Source organism: Natrinema sp. DC36, assembly GCF_020405225.1.
Taxonomy (GTDB): Archaea; Halobacteriota; Halobacteria; order Halobacteriales; family Natrialbaceae; genus Natrinema.
In genome coordinates this window covers 93592-115993 of record NZ_CP084475.1, presented here as the reverse complement: position 1 = coordinate 115993, position 22402 = coordinate 93592, and the positions used below count along the sequence as shown (strand labels likewise).

At 54.7% G+C, this 22402-nt stretch carries 18 protein-coding genes and 6 pseudogenes; 10 read left to right on the top strand and 14 right to left on the bottom strand.

All coding sequences use genetic code 11. The features are described 5' to 3' along the window. Positions 1–178: 178 nt before the first annotated feature. From LDH74_RS24870 to LDH74_RS24855, 4 genes and pseudogenes are all read left to right on the top strand, one after another. On the top strand, positions 179–1537 hold the full coding sequence (locus LDH74_RS24870) for a 4Fe-4S binding protein (protein WP_226043195.1): 1359 nt from the start codon (positions 179–181) through the stop codon (positions 1535–1537). A gap of 154 nt (positions 1538–1691) precedes the next feature. Next, positions 1692–2424 (top strand): annotated as a pseudogene (locus LDH74_RS24865) (IS6 family transposase). 1013 nt (positions 2425–3437) lie between these two features. Next, positions 3438–3737: a hypothetical protein gene (locus LDH74_RS24860; RefSeq protein WP_226043194.1), complete on the top strand. Its 300-nt coding sequence runs from the start codon at positions 3438–3440 to the stop codon at positions 3735–3737. 658 nt (positions 3738–4395) lie between these two features. Continuing rightward, entirely contained in the window at positions 4396–5133 is a 738-nt protein-coding gene (locus tag LDH74_RS24855) for a mechanosensitive ion channel family protein (RefSeq protein WP_345778582.1), read from the top strand. Positions 5134–5311: 178 nt separating this feature from the next. On the opposite strand, the gene LDH74_RS24850 is transcribed toward LDH74_RS24855, so the two are convergent. Together LDH74_RS24850 and LDH74_RS24845 are read right to left on the bottom strand one after the other, a co-directional pair. Continuing rightward, positions 5312–5503 (bottom strand): hypothetical protein, encoded by a 192-nt coding sequence (locus LDH74_RS24850; RefSeq protein WP_226043193.1) that lies wholly within the window; start codon positions 5501–5503, stop codon positions 5312–5314. Positions 5504–5612: 109 nt separating this feature from the next. Next, a complete protein-coding gene (locus LDH74_RS24845; protein ID WP_226043192.1) occupies positions 5613–6371 on the bottom strand; it encodes an Lrp/AsnC family transcriptional regulator in 759 nt (252 codons plus the stop codon). 303 nt (positions 6372–6674) lie between these two features. Between LDH74_RS24845 and LDH74_RS24840 the strand changes: the two genes are divergently transcribed. Together LDH74_RS24840 and LDH74_RS24835 are read left to right on the top strand one after the other, a co-directional pair. Next, positions 6675–7112: a universal stress protein gene (locus LDH74_RS24840; protein ID WP_226043191.1), complete on the top strand. Its 438-nt coding sequence runs from the start codon at positions 6675–6677 to the stop codon at positions 7110–7112. Continuing rightward, complete coding sequence (locus tag LDH74_RS24835; protein ID WP_226043190.1) at positions 7109–9382, top strand: amino acid permease; 2274 nt, start codon at positions 7109–7111, stop codon at positions 9380–9382. Before LDH74_RS24840 ends, LDH74_RS24835 begins: the two co-directional genes overlap by 4 nt. Positions 9383–9756: 374 nt before the next feature. Here the strand turns inward: LDH74_RS24835 and LDH74_RS24830 are convergent. The 10 genes and pseudogenes from LDH74_RS24830 to LDH74_RS24780 form a co-directional block, all read right to left on the bottom strand. Further along, positions 9757–10143: pseudogene (locus tag LDH74_RS24830) on the bottom strand (hypothetical protein). A 113-nt stretch (positions 10144–10256) separates the two neighbouring features. Next, a pseudogene (locus LDH74_RS24825) lies at positions 10257–10641 on the bottom strand (hypothetical protein). After that, positions 10625–11057, bottom strand: a pseudogene (locus LDH74_RS24820) (hypothetical protein). The pseudogenes LDH74_RS24825 and LDH74_RS24820 overlap by 17 nt, the downstream one beginning before the upstream one ends. A gap of 652 nt (positions 11058–11709) precedes the next feature. Then, positions 11710–12141 (bottom strand): universal stress protein, encoded by a 432-nt coding sequence (locus LDH74_RS24815; protein ID WP_226043189.1) that lies wholly within the window; start codon positions 12139–12141, stop codon positions 11710–11712. A 138-nt stretch (positions 12142–12279) separates the two neighbouring features. Then, positions 12280–12846 (bottom strand): annotated as a pseudogene (locus LDH74_RS24810) (hypothetical protein). An 816-nt stretch (positions 12847–13662) separates the two neighbouring features. Then, complete coding sequence (locus LDH74_RS24800) at positions 13663–13908, bottom strand: hypothetical protein (protein WP_226043188.1); 246 nt, start codon at positions 13906–13908, stop codon at positions 13663–13665. 821 nt (positions 13909–14729) lie between these two features. Continuing rightward, entirely contained in the window at positions 14730–14903 is a 174-nt protein-coding gene (locus LDH74_RS24795) for a helix-turn-helix transcriptional regulator (RefSeq protein WP_226043299.1), read from the bottom strand. Positions 14904–15058: 155 nt separating this feature from the next. Continuing rightward, a complete protein-coding gene (locus LDH74_RS24790; protein WP_226043187.1) occupies positions 15059–15403 on the bottom strand; it encodes a hypothetical protein in 345 nt (114 codons plus the stop codon). Positions 15404–15491: 88 nt separating this feature from the next. Further along, a complete protein-coding gene (locus LDH74_RS24785; protein ID WP_226043186.1) occupies positions 15492–16010 on the bottom strand; it encodes a transcriptional regulator in 519 nt (172 codons plus the stop codon). Between the two features lie 156 nt (positions 16011–16166). Then, the gene (locus LDH74_RS24780; protein WP_226043185.1) at positions 16167–16310 is read right to left on the bottom strand and encodes a hypothetical protein; all 144 of its coding nucleotides are present in this window, start codon (positions 16308–16310) and stop codon (positions 16167–16169) included. Positions 16311–16597: 287 nt separating this feature from the next. Between LDH74_RS24780 and LDH74_RS24775 the strand changes: the two genes are divergently transcribed. Together LDH74_RS24775 and LDH74_RS24770 are read left to right on the top strand one after the other, a co-directional pair. Next, a complete protein-coding gene (locus tag LDH74_RS24775) occupies positions 16598–16780 on the top strand; it encodes a hypothetical protein (protein WP_226043184.1) in 183 nt (60 codons plus the stop codon). Between the two features lie 535 nt (positions 16781–17315). Beyond that, a pseudogene (locus LDH74_RS24770) lies at positions 17316–17488 on the top strand (helix-turn-helix transcriptional regulator); the annotation flags it as partial. 116 nt (positions 17489–17604) lie between these two features. Here LDH74_RS24770 and LDH74_RS24765 read toward each other — a convergent pair. Beyond that, a complete protein-coding gene (locus tag LDH74_RS24765; protein WP_226043183.1) occupies positions 17605–19491 on the bottom strand; it encodes a formate/nitrite transporter family protein in 1887 nt (628 codons plus the stop codon). Between the two features lie 134 nt (positions 19492–19625). Further along, positions 19626–19784 (bottom strand): hypothetical protein, encoded by a 159-nt coding sequence (locus LDH74_RS24760; RefSeq protein WP_226043182.1) that lies wholly within the window; start codon positions 19782–19784, stop codon positions 19626–19628. Positions 19785–20131: 347 nt separating this feature from the next. On the opposite strand from LDH74_RS24760, the gene LDH74_RS24755 reads away from it, so the two are divergent. Beyond that, a complete protein-coding gene (locus tag LDH74_RS24755; RefSeq protein WP_226043181.1) occupies positions 20132–20767 on the top strand; it encodes an IS6 family transposase in 636 nt (211 codons plus the stop codon). Positions 20768–20823: 56 nt separating this feature from the next. Continuing rightward, entirely contained in the window at positions 20824–22359 is a 1536-nt protein-coding gene (locus LDH74_RS24750; RefSeq protein WP_226043180.1) for a molybdopterin-dependent oxidoreductase, read from the top strand. The last annotated feature ends 43 nt before the right edge of the window (positions 22360–22402 follow it).

Genomic DNA, 22402 nt, shown 5'->3' with positions numbered 1-22402 from the left:
TGGATCCAAAAGTCAAAGGACAGAATGTAGGCTCGCATCACTCGGATTCTCAGATAACCAAACTGAATGCGATGGTCAATTCGGTGTCGACATAACGTCTCTCGATAACCGACTCACAATCTGTAGGTTCGACTGCTGTACCAGAGCGACTAACGACTGTTGAGGGCGAAGGCCAGTTATGGCGACTGAAGAGCAACGGTCAAATCAGACCACTCCCGACCAACATGACTCCGGTACAGGGATCACAATTACGAACAACCGAATGATTCGGTTCTTATTCACGAACAAGAACGTCCAACACGCAGTCAACCTAGTCACCGTTGCGATTTTCTTCTACGCGATCTATCGGGCCGCGGTGGGTCCAACGGATTCAGCAACTAACTTCGGTAACGTCGCGTTCTTCGGCCTTTGGTGGACTCCAGTTATGCTTCTCAGCCTCGTCTTTCTCGGTCGAATCTGGTGCTACTTCTGTCCGATGGGAGCGATCGTTCGGTTTACCCAGCGATTCGGACTGCAACGTCACTTTCCAATGTATACGCGGAAGTGGGTTGTGCTGGGGATACCGCTGTCCGTTCTGTCGCTGACGGCGCTTTCGTTCGCCATGGCGCGGTGGCCGATGTACAAAGCTGGCGTCGCGTACTCGCCTCGTCTCATCCCCGTGTATTGGCTTACCATTCTTGGCGTCGCCGTCGCCGTCAGCCTCGTCTACCAACGGCAGGCGTTCTGTCGGTACGTCTGCCCCGCTACGGGCGTCATGAGCGTCACCTCGAAATTCTCGCCGCTGGAAATCGCACAGAACACCGAGACCGGCGTCCAGTGTGCGACACTCGAATACAAGAGTGACTTCCTCAGTACCGATCGCCGGTGCACCGCCTGCATGAAGTGTACGACAGAACAACCCGACGAAGATGTCGAGCTACGGTTCCGCTGGCCGGGCGCAAAGGTCCTCACCGAGCGCATCCCGCTCGTTGACGAGGCACTCGTCGCACTTATCATCTGGGCCGTTTTCCCGATCGATCACGTGCTCGGCGGTCCCGTCGAAGAAACGACGGTCATCGGGAACCTTCCCGGCGTCCTCGCCCCGACCGCGGCCTACGCCGTAAGTATTCTTGTGACGATTCTGGCGTTCACTGCCGTCAATCGCTTAGCGAGCAGTTGGAGCGGTATCGACTGGACGACATCGTTCACGAAGTTCGGCCTCGCGTACGCACCCCTAGGGATCATGTTCACGCTCGGTAGTCACGCTATCGGCGGACTACTGGAGTCGGGCGGACAGATGCTGAACGTGTTCGCGCGCGGACTGGGGATACCGCTTTCCCTGCCGACGGGGGCGAGTCCCGCGATTGTATCGGCCTGGAACAACTTTTTCGTCACCGGATGGCTATGGCTCGCGGTTCTTTGGAGTGCGGTGATCGCGTGGCAAATCGCACGGACAATGACTGACTCGAAAAAATTAGCAGTAAAAGCGTTTGCGCCGCACTTTGCACTGATGGCTGGGAGTACGTACGTCGTTGCCACCGTTTTAGCGAGTCACTGATAGCTATCTTGCAATTTCTTTTTGCCATTATGTACGATCTCCATTTAAAGTATACGTCATACCACTGAGTCAATCAGAAAAACAGGTTCGATAAATCGGCACTGTCTAGTTAGCGCAGTTTGAGAAGCGAGCAGGTCGTGGAGTTGGTTTGGACATGCAGCTCGCAGACCTGCTCAGCGAGTCTTACGCGACGGATTTAGAAGAATCTTGGGAGCGTGAGCGGACGGCGACGCCCGTCAGGGTGTTCGCCGTTCGGCTCCACGCGACCGGTTGTTCGCTCCGAGAGACACAAGCGATTCTTCGCTTAATCGGTGTGGAACGCTCTCATCAAGCAATCTGGCACTGGTACATCGGCTGGCTGACAGCGTGCCAGACCCGCCGACGTCCACGAGAGCGAAGCTCTCGTGCAGCCCATCAGAACGCGAAGCGTTCTGAGGACGGCGCAGCTGTCGCGGGTCGCCATTGATGAAACTGCTGTCAAGATCAACGGCGACTGGCCTTGGGTATACGATGCAATAGACTTAGACTCACGACTAATTCTTGATGTAGCAGTGTTCGGACGACGAGGCACCGATCCAGCCGCTGCATTTCTGTATCGATTAACCGAGAAACACGATCTCTCCGAGACGGTGTTTCTCGTCGATGGCTACGGCTATCTGACTGCCTTCTCTCGATTAGGGTTGAGCGGTCAGCTTGACTACGTCGATCGAAACTTGATCGAAAAATGGTTTCATACCTTCAGGATGCGAGTTGACCGCTTCCATAACTCGTGGGTGGTCAGTCGGGCGAGCGTCAGAGAATGGTTTGAACAGTTTGTACACTACTATAACACACAACGACCGCACCAATCACTCAACGGACAGACTCCAGCCGAGGTGCTAAACTAGACAGTGCCAGTTGACGGAATTTACATTAGATGACGATAGCACCTCTCTATCGGCATACCCTGTTACTACGATAACTGAGTCGACGACAATCCTTGTTCAAAGAACAGTTGTTATCTGAGGTGAACAAAATACAAGTGGGCTACGGGGACGGCGTCCCTTGAGTATGATGATGAAAATACGTCGCGGCGCTCACCAAGACTTGAGAGTCAACGATACGTGTTTCCACCGTCACGGACTCGTTGGCCCTGCTTCCCCCGGTGGTGTTCAGCATACACACCGCAGAATAACGCGATAATAAAGACGATCACACCAGCACTCATATAGCCAGCCGTAAACAACCATATCGATGCAAGACTGATGAGGAAGAATATAATCCAACCAAGGACAATTCTCACTGTTCCACCCACGAATGATTGAAAGCTCATACAGCTAGAATAGTGATCTGAATATAAAAACTATGATTGTTTGAATAGAGTCCCCCAACTTATCTTAGGGTGATTACTACCCTAGGTCTGCAAATCGGCACCCTCATTTAGTGAGATTAGCTGAACGTCTCATACTCTTCTCGATATTTGGAGAGGACATGGCCTCTACAGAGATTGCTACAGTCACAGAGAATGGGGTCGTCTCAACGATCTCAGAGTAATATTGTTCAGATTCTTTCGTCCCACTGATAATCTATCATCTGAACGTCCGCCCTCCCAAAATCACCAGATGTCGGTGCTGTTGACTCCGTCCTCGAGGTGTAAGATGTTAGCTATATTCTTTGCATCTCTGATACACTCACGGAACTGATTCCCAGCCGTTCAGTAGACCCACCGACTCGAACTTATTGCTTGTCTTGTTGAAATTGGCAATAATTTGATCAACAGGACTATTTCGAACTAATAGTTGGAATGGATGAGAAAGATGCAATTATATTCAAGTCTTTGAACTAACGAGCATATTTCGACAGGACAATTTAAATGCGAAACCGACATTCTCAAATATTTTGCAACTTTTAGTTACGAGTTATGAGTGGAAATAGGTCCGTCGATGACGCTTCGGTATTAGTTGAGCGAACAGCAGGGCTCACAGCAGCAATCGGCATCTTTGTACTATTTTCGTCAGTTGTCTTTACGATCACTGGAAACATGGGATTGCATAACGTCATCGCTGGCGCCGTGATCGCGTTCATAGCCTCGTTCCACGCATTTCGATCTGGAGAACAGCACTCACCTAGCGCCATCATTGCAGTGGTACTCATTCTTCTTGGATTCTGGATGGTGGCATCACCATTCGTCTTCGGAATATCTATAGATCTAGTAATTTAGGTCAATATAGTGACTGGTGTCCTGATCGTAATACTGTCAATAGCGGGCGTATATGGTAGTTTTCGGTCATCAAACACGACGGCCTCGTGATCATGAACCTATTTTGTCTAGTTTAGGTTCTTTCTGGGACGGGTTCACATTTTGCCTTTGGGTACCGTTCCATTTTTGATTAATGACGAAGATAGTCACGAGTTCCTAATCGACACTCATCCCTTCGCTCGAACGCTCAAAATAGGCGAATCGGTATACGATAAAATTCTTCAGTTGAACTCCTAATGGCGATTCACGCTGGTTCTCGGTCAATGCAACACCCCTCTTCAACAAGGCTGGCGAGATTGATTGTGTCGTCACGACTTTTAGCTCTTAGCAGTGCCGACCATTGGCTGCCTGTAGGGTTGTGATTTCGGGCACATCACTTTACTCCGTTTCTGTTGAATAGTGCCCTATGATCGCATTATTTGATCGAAGCGCTCAGATACGGTGGACCGACGAATTGAGTCAGCTTCTGGGTGGAAACTGGCTTATTGCATTCGTTGTCTTAATACTTGCTTGGTACGGTTCTAGACTCCTCACACGGGTGATTCGTCCGAACGTAGTTCGCCGCGTTCGGCGGCGAAGCGTCGCGGAGATTTTGCTTCGGATGTTTCGTGCTGGAACGATGGTTGTTGCCCTCTTTTTTGTGCTGGGAATCCTCAGAGTTGAAGTCACAGGGCTCTTATTCTCAGTCACCGTTCTTTCTGCTGTCCTGGCTGTTGTCCTAGCACCGATTGCTACCGATTTCGTTGCCGGGTTCTTGATCCTCGTCAATCGTCCCTACGAGATCGATGACATGATTGAGATCGTTGATGAAGATAAACGCGGGTATGTAGAGGAAATCACTCTTCGATACACGAAAATTTTAACACTAGAAAATACGTTCCTCGTCATTCCCAATTCAACAATATATGACCGTGATGTGATCAATTACTCTGCGAACGACGAACGGACACGTGTCTCGATTGAATTTACGGTGACATACGAAGGCGATCTTGCGGAAGCACGCCAACTGTTAGAACGTACTGTTAGACACATTGATGGCGTAATTGAGGGCGGTCCAGCAATCCGACTCGGTGGCACAAAATATCCTGCTGAACCCAAGGCGTTCATTAGTGAATTCGGTGATCACGGAATCCGCATTGACCTCTATTTCTGGGTAGAAAAGCCATATCTCCCGATCGAGATGCGGTCGAAGGTACACGAAAGTATCTGGGATGAACTTGACGAGGCTGATGTCGAAATAGCGTATCCACATACACACCTCGTTTTCGACGAAACGAGCGGGAGTGCGCGGGTTACCGTTGACCGGTCACAGAATATCGATGCTGAGCCTTCTTCTGAGCGAGGCGCTGCTGACTAACTCAATTCCTGGCTCGTAGTCTTTTTGATCGTAGAACACACAGTAGTATCTATCTACAACAGTTGTTGGAGGAACTCTGCATCCGTGCGCGTATGCGAGATGTTGAGGTGGATCTCCGGGGCGTCCCGAGCGAACTCCCCGTCGAACTCTTAGCGAAGTTTCGAGATTGCCAGCGATTTTATCTTCCGATGACCGTCTGATTCACCCTCTCCATCACATGAGTCAGCATTACGTGGATGGACGAAGTGACGAGTTCGTCCGTCGACGGGTGGCTCTCGAGGGAACATCTCGCTTCTACAACAACGCTCTTGCAGGCTTCGGTGGCCATGCTCCGGGCGGCTTGCATCAGTCCACCGTTGAAGCCGTCCATGGCCTCTCGTACGTCTTTGTAGGTTTCGCCGTCCAGCGTGATTTTGCTGGTGACGCACTCACTCTGGAAGGCGTGGTCAACAACATACTGGGCGCACCACAAATACGACCTACACTCGCTTCGCTGCAGTGCCGCCGAACCCGTCGAAGGTGTCGTTTCGGATACCGACCGGGGAGAATAAGGAGACGAGGTCTCCGGGTCGAATCTCGGTACGGCCGTTTACTGACACGACTTCCTCTCCGCGTTCGATGGCGACTACTAGCACGTCCTCGCCGAGCAACCCCTGCTCTTTCGCCTCCGCCAGCGTTTTACCGGCGACTGGCGCGTCCTCGGTGACGGTCAAGTCTACAACCTGTGCGTCACCGACGAGGCTCAACACGTTCGTCGCCGGCTGGGAGTGCGTGGCATCCGTCGGACCGTAGGGCTGGTAGGGTTGGTGGTACTCTTCCTTAATGAGGCTCTCGTCCTCGATGGCGATGCCGAGGTCCTCGATCTCGCTGGCGATGCGCTGTAGCGACGTGGTGTCCTCGCCGATGGCTTTCACATGGAGGCCGTCGTCGCCGGACATGACGTTGCGGACGTTGACAACGCCAGAGATATCGAGAATTTTCCTTGTAAGGCGGTCGCGTTCGGAGACGCTGGCGCTACAGACGAAGAGGCCGGTGAGGAGGCCGTCCGCGCGCTCATAGTCGATGTGTGCGGGATAGCCACAAAGGATGCCGTGCTGTTCGAGCTGATTGAGGCGATTCCGTACGGTTCCCGCCGACACGTTCACTTGCTCGGCGATTTCGGTCGCCGTTGTGTTCCGCGCGTCCGACCCGAGATAGTACAGCGCCAACCGATCGATTTCGTCAAGACGATAATCCATTGTTGTTGGTTGTTCGTTCGCAACCACAATTGACCTTTCTATCGTTCAACGGGATGCAGCTGAGTTCCGCAGCGCTACAGTTCGTAGAACGCGGTTTCGGTAGAGCCACAAGCAGGGCACTCTGCTATCGGCTTGTTCAGCGTTGTCCCACAGTTCCGACACTCGTGAACTGTCGCCATCTGTCCCGAGAGGAATTGGCTTAGCCGACGAAATACTTCGACTATATTCCGCCTACACAAATCTACTTATAAGTATAGCTTCGGAGAGTGGGGTTTTAATGCAGGCGAGCAGATAGTGGCGGGTATGAATCGAACCACAGACGACGACCAAGACCTCCTGGCACACGTGCTCCTCCCGGTCGCCCACGAGGAGGACGCACGAGCCACCGCAAGAGAACTCGAACCCTACCAACCCAAACGGGTCACCGCGCTCCACGTCGTCGAGAAGGCCGGCGGCGCCCCGGACAAAACACCCGTCGAGCAGTCCGAGGAACTCGCCGAGGAATCCTATGTTGCCGTCCGCTCGGTTCTCCCGGACGCCGACGACCACACCACGTACGCTCGGGACGTCGTCGGGGCTATCTTCGACGCCGCTGAGGAGGTCGACGCGACCGCCATCGCGTACCGCTCCCGCGGCGGTAACCGGCTCATGCAGTTCCTCTCCGGCGACCTCTCGCTCAAACTCGTCACACAGGCGAACCGTCCTGTAATCGCGCTGCCGCGAGCCGACAGCGACGGATGAGCGACGACGAGCTTGCGAAGGACCTCGGGCTAATTTCGGCGATGACCATCGGCATCGGCACGATGATCGGCGCCGGCATCTTCGTGCTACCCGGAGTCGCCGCGAACGCAGCAGGGCCTGTCGTCGTCGTCTCGTTCGTTGTCGGCGGGCTGATTGCAATGGTGAACGCGCTTTCCGTCTCCGAGCTCGGTACGGCGATGCCGAAGGCTGGAGGCGGTTACTACTACATCAACAAGTCGCTTGGCCCGATGTTCGGGTCGATCGCGGGGATGGGCGACTGGATGGGGCTTGCGTTCGCTTCCGCGTTCTACTGTATTGGATTCGGCCAGTATCTCACCGTATTCGTCGGTCTCCCGTCGATCGCGTTTCTCAATCCGATCCAGTTGGGGGCGCTTGTCGCTGGGGCTATCTTCGTCGCAGTCAACTACATCGGCGCGAAGGAGACTGGCGGGGTCCAGACAGTGATCGTCTTCCTTCTGCTATCGATCCTTGCCGCATTCTCCGTCGCCGGTTTCCTCTCGTTCGACTACGCGACGCTCGCCGAGAGCAAAGGCGGGCTTGCTCCGGCGGGCTACGGCGCGATCCTCCCGGGGACCGCGCTCGTATTCGTTTCCTTCCTCGGATATGCGAAGATCGCGACCGTCGCTGAGGAGCTGAAGGACCCCGGCCGGAATCTCCCGATCGCCATTATCGGGAGCGTCGCCATCGTCACGGTGATCTACGCGATCCTTGTGACCACGATGCTCGGCGTCGTCCCGTGGCCAGAGCTCAGCCAAGACGCGCCGGTCGTGCAGGCCGCGCGGGTCGCCTTCCCTGAATCGATCGGACCGGTGACTGGAGTTGCGGGAATCGCCGCCGCCGTGATGACCGTGGGCGCGCTCCTCGCGACCGCATCGTCGGCGAACGCGTCGATCCTCGCGTCGGCCCGGATCAACTTCGCGATGGGACGGGACAAGATCGTCACCAACTGGCTCAACGAGATCCACCCGAACTACGCGACGCCGTACCGGTCGATCCTCGTGACCGGGGCGCTCATCATCGTCTTCATCGCGCTGTTGGGCCAAGAGATCGAGGTGCTCGCGAAGGCGGCCAGCGTCCTCCACCTCATCGTATACGCGCTAATGAACGTGGCGCTCATCGTCTTCCGCGAGGCCGACACTCCGGAGTACGACCCGGACTTCAACGTCCCGCTGTACCCGATCACACCGATACTCGGCGCGATCCTGTCGCTCGGGCTCGTCGCGTTCATGGACGGGATCGAGATTGCACTGTCGGCCGGTTTCGTTGTTGCGGCCGTGGCGTGGTACTTCATCTACGCCCGGGACAAGACTGATAAACAGGGCGTACTCTCGGAGTTTATCCGGAGCCGAGAAGCAGATTTCCCTGATCAGGTCGTCGGCGCCGCAGACGCAGTCGCACCAAGCGGAACCGGAAACGAGGGGCCGACGATCATGGTTGCTGTGGCGAACCCACGGACCGAGAGTGCGCTCATCACACTCGCCGGCGCGCTCGCCCAACACAAGGGCGGTCACATACTGGCGACCCACATCATCACTGTCCCGGACCAGACATCACTGGAGACAGCTGCCGAGAACCGTACCGACCTTGACCAGTCCTCTGAGGAGTTGCTAGCCGAGGCAGCCGCGGACGCAGAGGCGTTCGACGTCCCGATCGAGACGAAGACGATCCTCTCGCACCGTGGGATCGAGGAGGTGTTCGACGCGGCACGGGCAAACGACGTCGACACCGTCGTGATGGGCTATGGTGGAACACGGTTCGCTGGCGGGCGCGTCGAGGGTTCGCTGGACGAGCTGACTCATGATCTCCCGTGTGACTTCCTCATCTTGGACGGTCAGAAACTGGACCTCTCGGACGTGCTCGTGCCGACAGCCGGCGGTCCCTCCTCGGACCTCTCTGCTGAGGTCGCCCGTGCGCTCCGTGACACCGTCGGCGTCGATCTCTCGCTACTGTATGTCGTCGATCCCAGCGAAGAAGAGTCCGGACGAGAGTTCCTCTCCGGCTGGGCTGATGGACACGACCTCGGTGACTCGGAGCTGCGCATCGAGGCAGGTGACGTAGAAGAAACGATCGGCCGGGTCGGCGAGGAGTACAGCCTCGTGATCGTCGGCGCGACGGAGCGCGGACTCCTCTCGCGGATCGTCCGTGGATCGCTCGCGTTCGACACAATCGAGAATCTCGACACGCCCGTGCTGCTCTCGGAGCGACCGTCGTCGCGGTCACTGCGGGAGCGGCTGTTCGGCGGGCGCTGACGCTAAGATACCTCCTCGTCTTTCGGCGCGTACGGTAGGATTTCGGTGGTCGCTTCTGAAAAGCTGTTACATGCACTTGATCGTCATGAAATGGGAGAAATCGGGACGCCCCTCGTCGATTTGGCGACCGACAGCGGTGCCTCGATTAACGGCGCTCACCTATGGTACCCACGACGAGTACAGGCCCAGAGCAAGATGTCAGGAATGAGTAACACTGGCCGAATTTCTTGTTTTACCGGCTATATCAGTTCTCAACCGCCGACGGCCGGAGCCGCCTCCGTCTATTTCGTCTCTGCTCTGGGAACTTTCCGGCTTAAACAGATTTCTTTAGTCATACACTATGCCCTACACTGCCTGCTTGGTAAGTGGTTGTCTCAATCTAATAAAGAGAATAATCCGTCCGAAGCTAGGTAAGAGTCGTCATCTGGCTCCCCGACGTCGTCGAATTCTCCGCGCTCGATAGGTTCCCAGTCCTCACCCGGCACCGGACTCCACCAATCGACCTCGTAGGCACCCGGTGCGCCGAGGATCTTCACCCGAGCCGATCCATCTGGAAGATCGCGACGAAGCTTCTCGTCGACGTGGTGATTCCAGGTCGTGGCGGTATCGAAGCAGGCGAGAACGGCCTCCTCGTAGCCGCGCGTCTCTCAGAACTCTTGAAGTTCGACTTGTGTGTTGCAGCTTTTGCAGAGCATCCCCTCAAACAGAATGTGGGTGAACACTTCCTGCCCACAGACGGGACACCAGAGTGACTCGAACAGTGCCTCACTGTGTCAGTTGCGTTCTTCGAGGCTCATAGTTTGCCCAACCCGACCATACCCGGCTACCCCCTCTTACCCAGACGAAAAACAGTTCCCAGCGCGGGCTCGCCCACTCACCGTTCGGCGCCGTAGACGATGCGTGAGGGGGCTTCATACCCACAGTCGGGAAGTCGTACCAGCGCTGTACTTTTGCCTCATCTGCTGACTTCTCGCCGACGCGGATGTCGTAGTTTGGACACTCCGGACAGCTGAGTTCCGGGATAGGTTGCTCCCGGAGTCCGTCACGGAACGAGTTCGCGCCCTTCGTCTCGTATCCCGCGACCAGACCGGGTAACCGCCGACGAGGATTGCCTCACGCCACTTGTACCGGTACGAGTCCGGCGCTCGATGCAAGACGGCTCGCGAACTGGTTTCGGTGTTCCGATACGCGAGTGTCGGCGAGGGGCTCTCGCGTCACCAATTGATGATGCGGGGGCATTGTTCAGAAGTGGATGTCAGCGGGCACGGTCCAGAACTCCTCACTCTCTTCGAGGAGTCGATCCAACTGTCCACGGTGGCGAATGCCGGCTGCGTGCTCGGTGTACAGGAAGATCGTCGGGCCGTCGTACGCACCGACCTGGTGGAAGGCATGCCGGGCGAGGTCCTCGTCCCGAAGATCTCCTCGTCGGAGAGCTCGTTGATGGCGTCCTTCACCCGGTCAAGATTGCGCTCGAACTCCTCCTTCGTCACCTCCCAGCCACGCTCGAGCAGGTCCTAGCTGCCATCGGAGTCGACAGGGGCCGTGGTCGGGAGTTCCCCCATTGCGCCTTCCCCGCAACGGACGTGTCTTCCGTGTCGATACTCGCAGCGAACTCCTTCGCTTCCTCGACGGTCGCTTGCGAATGCGCCGGTGTTTCGCCGGTCAACACGTTTATCGGCGTTTCCGTGTCGTCGGTGAACAGGACATTTTCTTCAGTAGTTATTCATGCAGAGGCGGTACTGAACATTCTCTTAGTAGAAGGAGAATTACGAAGCCGATTGGATTACAGCGTAAGTGACCATTCGTAGCTACAATCTGTACACTCAAAGTCTGCTATTGTCTCTCCACTAGAGGTGTATTTGCTAATTTGTTCTCCCAACCCATTATCGCATTTGGGACAACGAGCACTGAACACTCTCTTAAAAACTAGAAATTCCCACCTTGTTATTTCTTTGGCAATCATTTTGGGTAGTCCATCTACCAAAACTCTCAGACTACTCTATGATAACTGTCTCACCTGCACTGATCGGCGTAATCTCTCCAAGATGGGATAACACGAAAAGCAGCGACCTGCTCACTATAGGTATGAGCAGAGCCAAACCTACGAGGTACATAGTTAGATAGGATAATTATTTTCTCAACCAAATTTCCAGTCATATATCACGAAAGCTACACGGCTGGGTATACTGCCTCTCCTGTGAGGGCGCGAATATCAGCCTCCTCACGGACGATACCATATAGTCTTCAGTACTACGACTGTCGAGTCACGGACAAGTTCAAGTTAGGTGATCCTCCACTTCACGAACTCGGTACGGAATGAAGCGGCCTTATCGAACTACAGTTACCGACACTGGGGCTTTACTGACAACGGTAGTTGCAACGGTACCAAGCAGCCGGTGTAGTGGGCCGGGTTTTGGCCCCCCGTGACCCCCCATTACCACATGATCAACGTCGCTTGTATCAATATATGTGAGAATCGAGTCTGTCGGTTTACCAGTTTCGACTGCTGTTTCGATTGATCGATCCACAGTTGCACTCTGACTACAAGCGCGCTCGATCAGACGATCAGCTCGGGTATAGGCTTCGTCGAGCCGGGAATCCTCCACTTCTAAAACACCTCCTTCGCTCATGTGCGTATCAAGTGGTGTCACGACATTCAAGACGGTAATCTTACAGTCGAATACCTCAAGGGTGTGTTCGAGAGCATCCTCAGCCAAGGGCGAGCCATCCAGTGGAACAAGAACATGTGACGGGGCCATAGCTCCTGTTCAACGACGAGTGTATTGTATCTCACCTGGTAGTCTACCTTGATTGTTTCTTTGATAGTCAATATATGAACTACCTGTACTGAACGCGAGTTTCCTGACCACCTCTGAATAACGAAATCGTATTACCAACTACTGATATCGATTGAACGTCCCATCTGGAGTAGGAGTGATCCCGGTCCGAATCTCGAGATCAACACGTCTGAGATGCTTGCACCCACCAGTGGGCTGGCGTTGTTCCCAATCTGGGCAGGTACACGTCTCCGTCTCAACGTCAACCTCGTAGGTGTTCCCGCTCTTGCTAACAACTTCGTAGATAAAGCCCACTCTGGCGAACCGGACGTCCATCTCCTCGCTCAATGCACGCCGGGTTCGCGGATCCTCGATCGAGTAACCACTGGCCTCGAGCGGGGTCGATTGATCTGGTGTTTCACAGTGGTCGCTGAACTGGCTACGACGATTTCGCTCCTAGCCACAGTTCCGGCAGCGCCAGTACCGCGTGCGGTACTCACAAGCGGTGTGGTCAATCACGTACGGTGGTGGCTCCGTGCCTGGCAGCCATTCGTCGATAACGATGAGTTCGTGCCCGTTCAGTTGAGCAACGTCGCCGGTATAGTGTCGCTCTCGGTCACTGGTATCATTACAGTCATGGTGGTGGTCCTGGTATTGCTTGCGCTAGCTCGGTCGATCTGTACTCATGGGTACTCTCGAGGCACGCGTGGGCGCGCCTCACCCGTCAGGCGCGAAAAAACAGCTTCAGGTACTCGGTGGTAGAGCGATTTTCTGTATAGGGATCTCAGTTCCAGTTTGTTCGAAGTCACATTCCGAGACCGTTTAATATCTTACGGAAACGGTCCTGTCCCCCGCTGAGGGATATTCTTAAGCAGGACGATAGCAAAGATTGGAAGTACGAAGTCGAGATGAAAGATCTCTCTGATCTACGGCCACCGCTTCCAGAGTGGATAGTGGACGTGTGTGATGTCCTATTCTACTCACAGTCACATCGACTGAGAATGAAGACGTCCAGTCGATCCCTCGAGAGGGAGCACTCGATGTTCTTCATAATAGCGATGAACTAGCCCTCGAACCCGAGGATGCGAGCTATGCACTTACTCGGTTGCTTGAGTGAGGCTACCTTTACGAGGTTGACAGCGAACTCCGTGTAACGATGCCGGAAGGCTAACTCGAGGTCCAGTTCGAGACTCACCTGTTGACTACAGATGCCTACTTATCGTCTATCTCCCTCTGGTCAAAGTAGGGTGTTCCACCCAGTTGATGATTGGATCCAGACTTAGCAGCTAAAACCAATATTGTAGTTCGGTAACCACTCACCATAATCCGGCGGTCGAACCGGCTAGGATAGTTCCTATTAGAAAGACTGCTAATAGGAGTAGGATTAGTACCGCCACCAATAGATTAGGTCGGTTCATTTCTTACCATACTTTGGTTGCGCGTGGCTGTTAAAACGGCCGATAAGTAGTCCATCTGTACTGACGATTGGTAGTGTAGTACCTATCAAAAAAAAATAATGGTATAAAAAGATACAATATATGGATTCGTGAGGATCCATACATCGGATTGCGTGACGAGGACACGAAACTCACCGACCGAGAAACTAACCTTGAGGTCATCATTCGCCGAGTCCACGAGTTGCTCAAGTGTTTCGACATCGATCATCCGTTGCAGTTGGTACTGGTCACGACCGAGTCCCTCCGTTTCGAGCGCGTCGACGATTTCGAAGAGGAGGTGTCGATCACTCATCTGTAATCACCTCGTCGACGACATCGACAATCTCCGCAGCGGTCGAACTGATCCGTTCGAGTCGGTCGAGGATGACAGATCGGATTATTACCTGCTAAATCTTCAAAGGGGATCATAAGATATTATTCTGAGCTTCGAACAGTACAGCAAGATTGGAAGGCGATAGAAGAGGAAGCGATAGCAATAGAAAGCGCAGATGACATTTAAAACCAGAATTTCAATCCCAAAATTGTACTAGATTATCTAGATATTGCGCAAGATGTCCATAGGCAGCAAAAGGACTTATTGGAGATGTTAAGATGAAGAGTTTAAGGAGTCGTCATATGGGTATTGCATACCTTCTTGCTTGCTACTCGAGCTGACGAATTGCGTCACCTGTTGTCAGTCCATGTTGATTCACGATTTCAGCTGAAAGGTTCAAGGCCCATTCTTCTTTCTCCGTACCTCTATGTACCCAAGCGAGCAGTGACAGTGTATAGGCGATCAACAGGTCGTCTTGTGGTTGCCGCATAACGCTCACGTTTGGTCGCGGCTTCACTCATAAACCCTCGTAGGAACATTCGATAATCACGGTTATCGAGGTACCGCCCCAGCCTACTATCGGGGCAGCGTCTCTGTAACGTCCAATATCGGCCAGTCAGATTTCGCTGGCGCGCCGCGCAATTGCCCTGCCCCCTTAGGGGCACCTACCGTAGGGGCACCTAGCAACCCCAATACCCAAGCCAACCGCTGAAACGGCTAAATTTTCGCGCTTCTGCCGCTGTTTCAACGGTTTAAATCGCACTTGAATCGAATCCATCGACGTATTGATCTTCCCACTTTCACCGGGCCTCGAGTTGGACTTTCTCGACGAGACCCTTGTCGACGACTTCGTCAAGGTTGGGATACAACCGGCCGTGGTGGATCTCTGTCTCGTAATACTTGTCGAGTTCGTCCTTGATTGCAAGGCCATGTGGCTCGTCTTGGCCGGCGATCGATCGTCTCCATCTCAACAGTCCCTATATCCCTCTTTGAGGGTCGAATAGCGCTCTTTCGAAGTGTCCGTTCACTCCGGAAATCGGGTCAGTCGAATCTCAGCGTTTCCTCCGGACAAAAGTAATAGTCGCACTTCTCGAACGGATCTCCTCAACACGTTCGGCAATGCCTCCGCCTACTGCTGCTCCCACAGCATCTCGATGTGCTCCTCGATGTGATCAAGGACGAGGCGGCTCACGTCGCGGTGGTCGTCCGGCCACTGAGTGTTCTCCGCGTCGGTGCGGCTAGCGGCCGGTGGTGGATGGAAGTGATCCCGTGAGTTGTGTGCGTTTGGATGCCGATCCCATCGACACTTCCACGCCCTGTCCCGTCGCTCTTCCTGGTAGTGAAAGTTGAAGTCGTCGTTACGATACCAGCGAATCTCAAAGCAAGCAGACGCCTCGTTCGGATAGTAGTCGCCTGACAGCTCGACGTGGAGGTGCAGCTCCCCCTCCTTGACGATCTCTGCCGACTCGAACATGCGACGCCCAACGAATCGGGAACGCATTCGCTCCAACATCGACCGGTATATCGGTGCGGGACTCGCACCGTCATCCGTCGGCACCATCTCAGCTATGTGACGGGGCCGTTGAGCCGGCGGCTTTTCTCCTGGCGCGTTCGTGTAGGCGACGCTCCTCAATGATGGTGGCCCAATTACCGAGTTCCACGTACACGTCGTCAATCTGCGCCGCGTCGAACTCGAGGACATCGACCTCGGCGGGCGAGTCGACCCCATATTCGCTGCGGTACTCCTCGATCCGGTCGGTCAACTCCGACACGCGGGCCTGCAACTCGTCGACAGTGTTCTCCCGCGCTAGCTTGTTGACCCGCCGCCACTCGAAGTAGTCGTCGTTGCGCTCGTACCTAACCGGCCGGCCCTCATGCCGAATGACAATGCCGAGGTCGGCGTAGAAGGACAGGTGTGTCCGTGCCGACTCCCCCGAGCAGTCTGCCCGCTCGGCGATCTCGGCGGCCGTCATCGGCTCTCGAGCGTGTAATACCGCACCGTACACGCGCTGCTTCGTGTCCTCGCCTTCGAACGGTCTATCGAACGGAGGCGGGCCGTCGTGACGGACATCGTCTGACATACTCCTACCAACGGGATTAACACACATATTTCTTTCTCTGGGCAAAATATATCGCTCAAGGTCATAGTCACTTGCCGTGCACCCCAACTATCTTCGACCCCACGCTCGCCGTCACCCACGCCATCGTGTTCTGGATCTCAATCGTCATGGTGAGGATCAGCCCTCCTCGGTGTTGCTGTCTGCGCTGAGTTCGTCGTAGGGCAGTATCTGTTCCTCGCTGTCCCCGTCTCCGACAGGCAGCTGTCGAGAGAGGGAGACGTCTTCGTCGAACATGTGTTCGTATACGTCTAGGAGTGGCATGATGATCAGTCTTGGATAGCGCGTATTGCTTGTACACGCTCCCTCCACCCCTCTGAGGGGGTGAGCAACACCACGGTCGATCGCGTCGGAAGCACAGAGGGCTACAGAGAACTCGAGTGATACAATCGAGAGGCTCTATTAAAATTCTTAGAACATGATAGGTCTGGCACCCACTGTGGTAAGTACAGGAGAAGCAGTTATCGAAGGGACTATGGTCTATCCAATAGTTCTCAAAACCGGGATGAGAATGCGGAATATGTGTGTTTTGGGGGTGTTTGTAGAAGACGATGAGCAAACAGAATGCTCTCCCTAAATATGCTGTTGGTTTTGGATCTCTTTTATCTATCAATGGATTAGTTGGGGCAATTATCACAAATAATCAAATATTTGGCTTTGTGAGCCTTGTTGGTATACTCACCATTGTACTCTATCTTTCGATCTTTGGTTTGATTCTTCCCTTAGCCCAGTGAGCATAATAAAATTGGCACCAAATAACAATTTTTGTTATGACTCTAACCACGTATCTGGCGTTCGCAATATTTTGTGTAGCCACGAGCCTCTTTTTCTGTTTGATAAATTACCACACTTATTCAGAATATCGGGAAATGATTCAATCGACAATGATACGATGTATTTTAGTTGCCCCTGCTATTGTGATTCCTGTTTTCATTGAAGACACAATAGTCAAATCCTTGATTGGAACCATTTCCTTTGTAGCATCTTCCATTTTGTTGTATTTATCTTATGAGATTTATTCAAAGGGGTGTCCATATCGGATAATCATTTCGGAAATTATGCTGGCGTTTTCATGGGGAATTATATCGCTTCGATTGCTTCTCTATGCTGAATTATAAGTGCGAGAGAATCCTAAGTACGATCCCATCGCAATCTGCTTAGATTAGACTCAAAAGACACATTGTGACTCTGTGTTTGAATCATCTCCGATACGCACTCTGGCCACCAGAGAGAACTTATTCAACCCGTCAAAAGTAGGGAAACAGATAGATGCACGATCTAACCGGATTCCAGCGGGACATCTTGTACATTATCGCCGGGATCGAGGAACCGCACGGGCTCGCAGTAAAGGCCGAACTCGACGACTACTATGAACAAGAGATCAATCATGGGCGACTCTACCCAATCTCGACAACCTCGTCGACAAAGGACTTCTCGAAAAGCCCTCAACAAACCGGTGTAACCGAGACTTTGGGGGGTCTGCATCTATTCAAACTACCGACTGAGTTTGCAACTCACTAAGGATTTTAACAGATCCCGCTCGGCATAAGGGGGATAGCTACTTCAGGCCGAACAGTCGCTCGAACAAGTCTCGGTTTCCAGGCCGCTCGGCGAGCAACACTGAGCAGTCGACGTCGCTGACAACTGTCGGGTGGACCGACTCCGAGACGAGCCGTGTGAGAAAGCCCCGCTCAGTCGCCCCCAGGAGGACGAGCGTGTGGTCTTCGGCTTCGCGGGCGATCGCGCGCTCGACGTCCCCGGAGTTGTCGACGACGATCTCGGCGCCGGAGAGGTCGTGGTCGTCGGCCCACTCTGCGAGGAAGGTCTCGCCAGCCTCTCGCTGGCCCTCGTCTGTAACGTGCAATAGAGTGACTTCCGAACCGCCAGCCGATCGAAGCGTCCGGGCGACCTCGGCGCTCAGTTCCGAGTCAGGGCCGCCAGCGGTCGGCAGCAGGATCCGCGAGGTATCGAGTTCGTTGCCCTCCAGGATCAGGAAGTCACACGGGAGCCGACTGGTGAGTTCTTCGACGACGCCCTCGGCACGGGGACTGCCCCACAGCTGGTCGCCGCGGCCCCACCCCATCACGACGAGGTCGGCGTCCTCGCGGTTGGCAGCCTCGAACACCTCCGCAACCGACCGGTGAGAGACGACCGTCGAGGTCTCAAGGTCGACCCCGCGGTCTTCGACCGGCGCGGTGACCTCTGAGAGGAGGCGTTCGGACTCGGCGACAATCCGGTCGCGCTGGCCGGTGCCGTACTTGACGTCAGGCACCTGGACGACGTGGACGATGTGGACGACTGCGGGGCCGTGCTGGGCGGCAACGGCGGCGGCGAGTTCGACCAGCCCCGACTCAGTACGGGGGTTCGAGATCGGAACCAGAACTCGGTAGCGGCCGTTCGGAATCGACGTCTCGCCAGTGTCGATCAGAGGGACGTACGACCGACCGACGAACCCTCCAAACAGCCACTCTTTGGGCGAGAGACGGCGCTTGACCCCTTTGAAGCGGGCCGACGCGAGACGGTGTTCACTGGTCTGGTAGTAGTTGACGATGGTCACCAACAGGATTCCGCCGATTGTATTCCCCAGAAGAACCGGCAGGACAAACTCGGTCAGTCCGACGAAAAGTGAGAGCTCGCCGATGAAGACCACGTAGGACATCTCAGTGAAGGAAGTAACGACGTGAAAGAGATTCCCGATCGGGATCGCAAGAAAGGCCATGTAAACGACGACGAGGCGTGAGATCGTGTCCTGGGAGGCGTAGACCATCCAAACGACGCCTGCGACGATTAGTCCAGCGAACGCGGCCTTGAAGAAGAGAGCAAGCCACGGCGTCTCGACACCGTGGGTCCCGAGGTATCGCGCTGCCTCTGCACCCTCCGGAGAGAAAACCCCACCCCACGCGAGCACGGCCGCGCCGACGGCCCCACCTGCGAAGTTACCCGCGAGCACGATCATCCAGTGACGGAGGAGTGCGGGGATACTTGCGAGTCGTTCTAGAGTTAACGTAACCGGTGGCAGCGTGTTCTCGGTGTAGAGCTGGTAGCCCCCAATGATGATATAGATGAATCCAAGAGGATACAAGAGTCCGCTCAGGATCGGGTGACCGTCAGTCTCGCCGTACAGCGAGGCATACAGGAGGACCGTAATCGAGATGGCAAAGCCGCCTGCGAGCGCGCTGAAGAAAAGTTCGCGTCCGCTCGAGGTGATCTCTTCATCGGCGACGGCGACGATCCGCTGAAAGACCTCGTCGGACGAAAAGCGGTCCCGGACAACCGCCCCTACGGCCGGCGCACCGCTTCTGGAGCGCTCAACGGCGTCCCGGACCACCCCTTCCTCGTCAGACGGCTCCGGTTCCCGGTCGGATGGCCCAGGTGGAACGGACCTGCCTGACGAATCGTGGGAGTCTGATTCATTAGATTCCCCTATGGAATTTGAATCGGTCATTAGGTAGGTCGAGTCACTGGATCGACTAATGGTTTGGTGTTTCGGCCCTCTATACAGTTCGTTTGGGGTCTCTCAGGTTGGTATTTTTGACCGTAGCAGAAATCGTGAGTAACTACTAATTCGGTCTCGAAGTATTAACACATTGCATCGGTGAACAGGATGTCGCATCCGCTCTCGAGCATGGCCTTGCCCGTAGTGTACGTCATCTCTGCGCTCCATTGGAATGTATCGCCGCTCATCAGCGTGAACGTCTCGGTGGCAGCCGAGCGACTCTCCTCGAATTTTGATGCCAACAGCGGGATCCCGTCGCCGCGCCGAAGAATCCAAGCGTCGTCACCGAAGCCGAAGTCGGAATGTGATTCGGGATTGGCGTATCGACGTAGTATTCGGGAGTAAGTTGGCTATGCAGGTCGCTGGCGTAGAGACAGACGGCGTTGACTCCTCCGTCCAGATCAGTGCTCGCTCTCGCAATATCCGATAAAATAGTAAGCTATCCTGAAGATGAGCCGTAAACGGCCTCAACAATTGATTGCATCTTATCATCCTTATCACCCTTCTATGAGAATCCGCTTCGTCACAAGTCGAGCAGCGCTGTTTCGTTAAGCGTGAAAAGTGAGGCGGTACGATTTTGTGGTTCTCTATGCCAAAAATCAACCGCCTCAGCGGGTGTAGCGACTGGATCGATTTGAGTTTTGTGGAGCGAGAACGGACACCGCGTCAGCTGATGGAGCTCGGTATTCGACTCCATCTTGCTGGTCTCTCGCTTTCAAATACCGTTCGAGAGTTAGAGAAACTCGGTGTCGAACGTAGTCGCAAGGCAGTCCACGATTGGGTTCACAAGTGCGATCTACTGCCGGCGGATGACGAGAAGCCGAATCACATTGTGCTCGACGAGACAGTGATTCAACTCGACGAACATCGTTATTGGCTGTACACTGCTGTTGATCCGGAGACTAACGAAATTCTCCATATACGGCTGTATTCGATGACTACGACCGCGTTGACGGAACGGTTCCTGCACGAACTCACTGAGAAACATGATCCTGATGATGCCGTATTTCTCGTCGATGGAGCAAAACATCTCCAGACTGCACTCCGTCGATCTGGGCTCCGATTTCGATACGAGAAACATGGAAATCGGAACGCTGCTGAACGTATCTTTCGCGAGATAAAACGGCGTACTTCCTCGTTCTTAAACTGTTTCAGTCATACACAACCGTCAACAGCCGAATCATGGCTCCAAGCTTTCGCCGTCTGGCATAATGCTACAAACTAAACACGACCCGACCGACGAGGCTCACTCTTATGTGATTCACAGACGATTACCGAACAATGGCAAGTGGCCTCGAGTATCCGTGGTGGCTCCGAATCACGCATTGGTTCAACTTCTTCTTCATCATTCTGCTGTTCCGAAGCGGTTATGAGATTCTCATGAGCCACCCTAAACTCTACTGGAGCGACGACGCCGAACCGAGTGACGCGTGGCTTCGGGTCGGCGATGAGGAGCGGGATACTGACTTCGACAAGGAGATCATCGACGGCGAGGACCTCTGGGCGGCTGAAGACGAGATTGACCCGCCGTCGGCACTCATCTCGCTCCCGGGCCGCGATGCCATCGGGATGGGCCGCCATTGGCACTTCTGGGGTGCGATCGGGTGGACGATCTGCGGTGTTCTCTACGTCGGGGGACTCTTTATCTCGGGCGAATGGACGCGCTTCATTCCAACGTCATTCGAAATCTTCCCACAGGCATGGAATGCGCTTATATCGTACGCACAACTCCAGGTCCCCCACGCTGCGGGATACAACGCCCTCCAGCAACTCACCTACTTCAGCGTCATCTTCATCCTGTCGCCAGTAATGATCGTCACCGGTCTCCTCCAGGCGCCGGCGTTCCGCGCGCACTGGCCGGAGTGGTTCGGGTGGAACCGACAACTCAACCGGAGCATTCACTTCATTGGCTTCATCGCATTCAACGTCTTTCTGTTCGTCCACGTCGCCCTCGTCGCGGCCCACGGATTCTGGTCCGAGATGGGGAAGATCGTTCTCGGGAGCGCAAATGCGTCTACTGATTTGACGATCGCACTCACCGTGTTGGGCGTCACAATCGTCTTCGGGTTTGCTGCTCTCGCTACGTGGATATCCCTGAAACGACCATACTTCACCCAGAACCTCCTCGAAATCGGCGTTGACCCGCTGTTGAAGGGACTGTTCCATCACGTTTCGTTTTACGACGGCGACGACCGGCCCGAGGAGTCGGACTTCGCGCGGGTCAATGGCAAGCCACCGCGAAACGACGAGTACCGGGCCCACTTCGAGAACGACTTCGAGGACTGGACGATCACGGTCGACGGCCTCGTCGAGAACGAACTCGAACTGACCAACGACGAGATACGGGAGATGAACAACCAAGAACATATCACTCGTCATGATTGTATTCAGGGCTGGACGTACTACGCCAAATGGGGTGGCGTCCCGCTGTCGGCGATCATGGACCGCTGTGAACCGAAAGAAGACGCGGAGTGGCTCGTCTTCTGGACGCTCGACGAGAAGTGGGAGTACTCCGAGGACGGCCCCTTCGAGGAGAAGGGTGTGGAAGATGACATTCCGGAGTTCTATTACGAGGCCGTCCGGATGGACAAGGCCCAGGAGCCGCGTTCGATCCTCGCCTACGAGATGAACGATGACGATCTCCCCGTGGCCCACGGCGCGCCCTACCGGCTCCGCATCGAGAGCCAACTCGGGTACAAGATGGCCAAGTGGGTCAGCCGCATCGAGTTCGTCGAGGACTTCGACGACATCGGCAAGGGCAAAGGCGGCTGGCGCGACGACGTCCTCCACTACTACCCCAGTAGCGCCGACATCTGAGTCGAGAGGGGGTTTCGATCACGACCCATCGGCGGATGGTGAC

Bases quoted from the DNA above. Each gene is read 5' to 3' on its own strand.
- LDH74_RS24815 (WP_226043189.1), bottom strand. From the start codon at position 12,141: ATGGCCCCGTCACATGTTCTTGTTCCACTGGATGGCTCGCCCTTGGCT.
- LDH74_RS24840 (WP_226043191.1), top strand. From the start codon at position 6,675: ATGAATCGAACCACAGACGACGACCAAGACCTCCTGGCACACGTGCTC.
- LDH74_RS24775 (WP_226043184.1), top strand. From the start codon at position 16,598: ATGAGCAAACAGAATGCTCTCCCTAAATATGCTGTTGGTTTTGGATCT.
- LDH74_RS24870 (WP_226043195.1), top strand. From the start codon at position 179: ATGGCGACTGAAGAGCAACGGTCAAATCAGACCACTCCCGACCAACAT.
- LDH74_RS24765 (WP_226043183.1), bottom strand. From the start codon at position 19,491: ATGACCGATTCAAATTCCATAGGGGAATCTAATGAATCAGACTCCCAC.
- LDH74_RS24800 (WP_226043188.1), bottom strand. From the start codon at position 13,908: ATGAGTGATCGACACCTCCTCTTCGAAATCGTCGACGCGCTCGAAACG.
- LDH74_RS24780 (WP_226043185.1), bottom strand. From the start codon at position 16,310: ATGCCACTCCTAGACGTATACGAACACATGTTCGACGAAGACGTCTCC.
- LDH74_RS24785 (WP_226043186.1), bottom strand. From the start codon at position 16,010: ATGTCAGACGATGTCCGTCACGACGGCCCGCCTCCGTTCGATAGACCG.
- LDH74_RS24790 (WP_226043187.1), bottom strand. From the start codon at position 15,403: ATGTTCGAGTCGGCAGAGATCGTCAAGGAGGGGGAGCTGCACCTCCAC.
- LDH74_RS24750 (WP_226043180.1), top strand. From the start codon at position 20,824: ATGGCAAGTGGCCTCGAGTATCCGTGGTGGCTCCGAATCACGCATTGG.
- LDH74_RS24755 (WP_226043181.1), top strand. From the start codon at position 20,132: ATGCCAAAAATCAACCGCCTCAGCGGGTGTAGCGACTGGATCGATTTG.
- LDH74_RS24850 (WP_226043193.1), bottom strand. From the start codon at position 5,503: ATGGACGGCTTCAACGGTGGACTGATGCAAGCCGCCCGGAGCATGGCC.
- LDH74_RS24845 (WP_226043192.1), bottom strand. From the start codon at position 6,371: ATGGATTATCGTCTTGACGAAATCGATCGGTTGGCGCTGTACTATCTC.
- LDH74_RS24835 (WP_226043190.1), top strand. From the start codon at position 7,109: ATGAGCGACGACGAGCTTGCGAAGGACCTCGGGCTAATTTCGGCGATG.
- LDH74_RS24855 (WP_345778582.1), top strand. From the start codon at position 4,396: ATGGTTGTTGCCCTCTTTTTTGTGCTGGGAATCCTCAGAGTTGAAGTC.
- LDH74_RS24860 (WP_226043194.1), top strand. From the start codon at position 3,438: ATGAGTGGAAATAGGTCCGTCGATGACGCTTCGGTATTAGTTGAGCGA.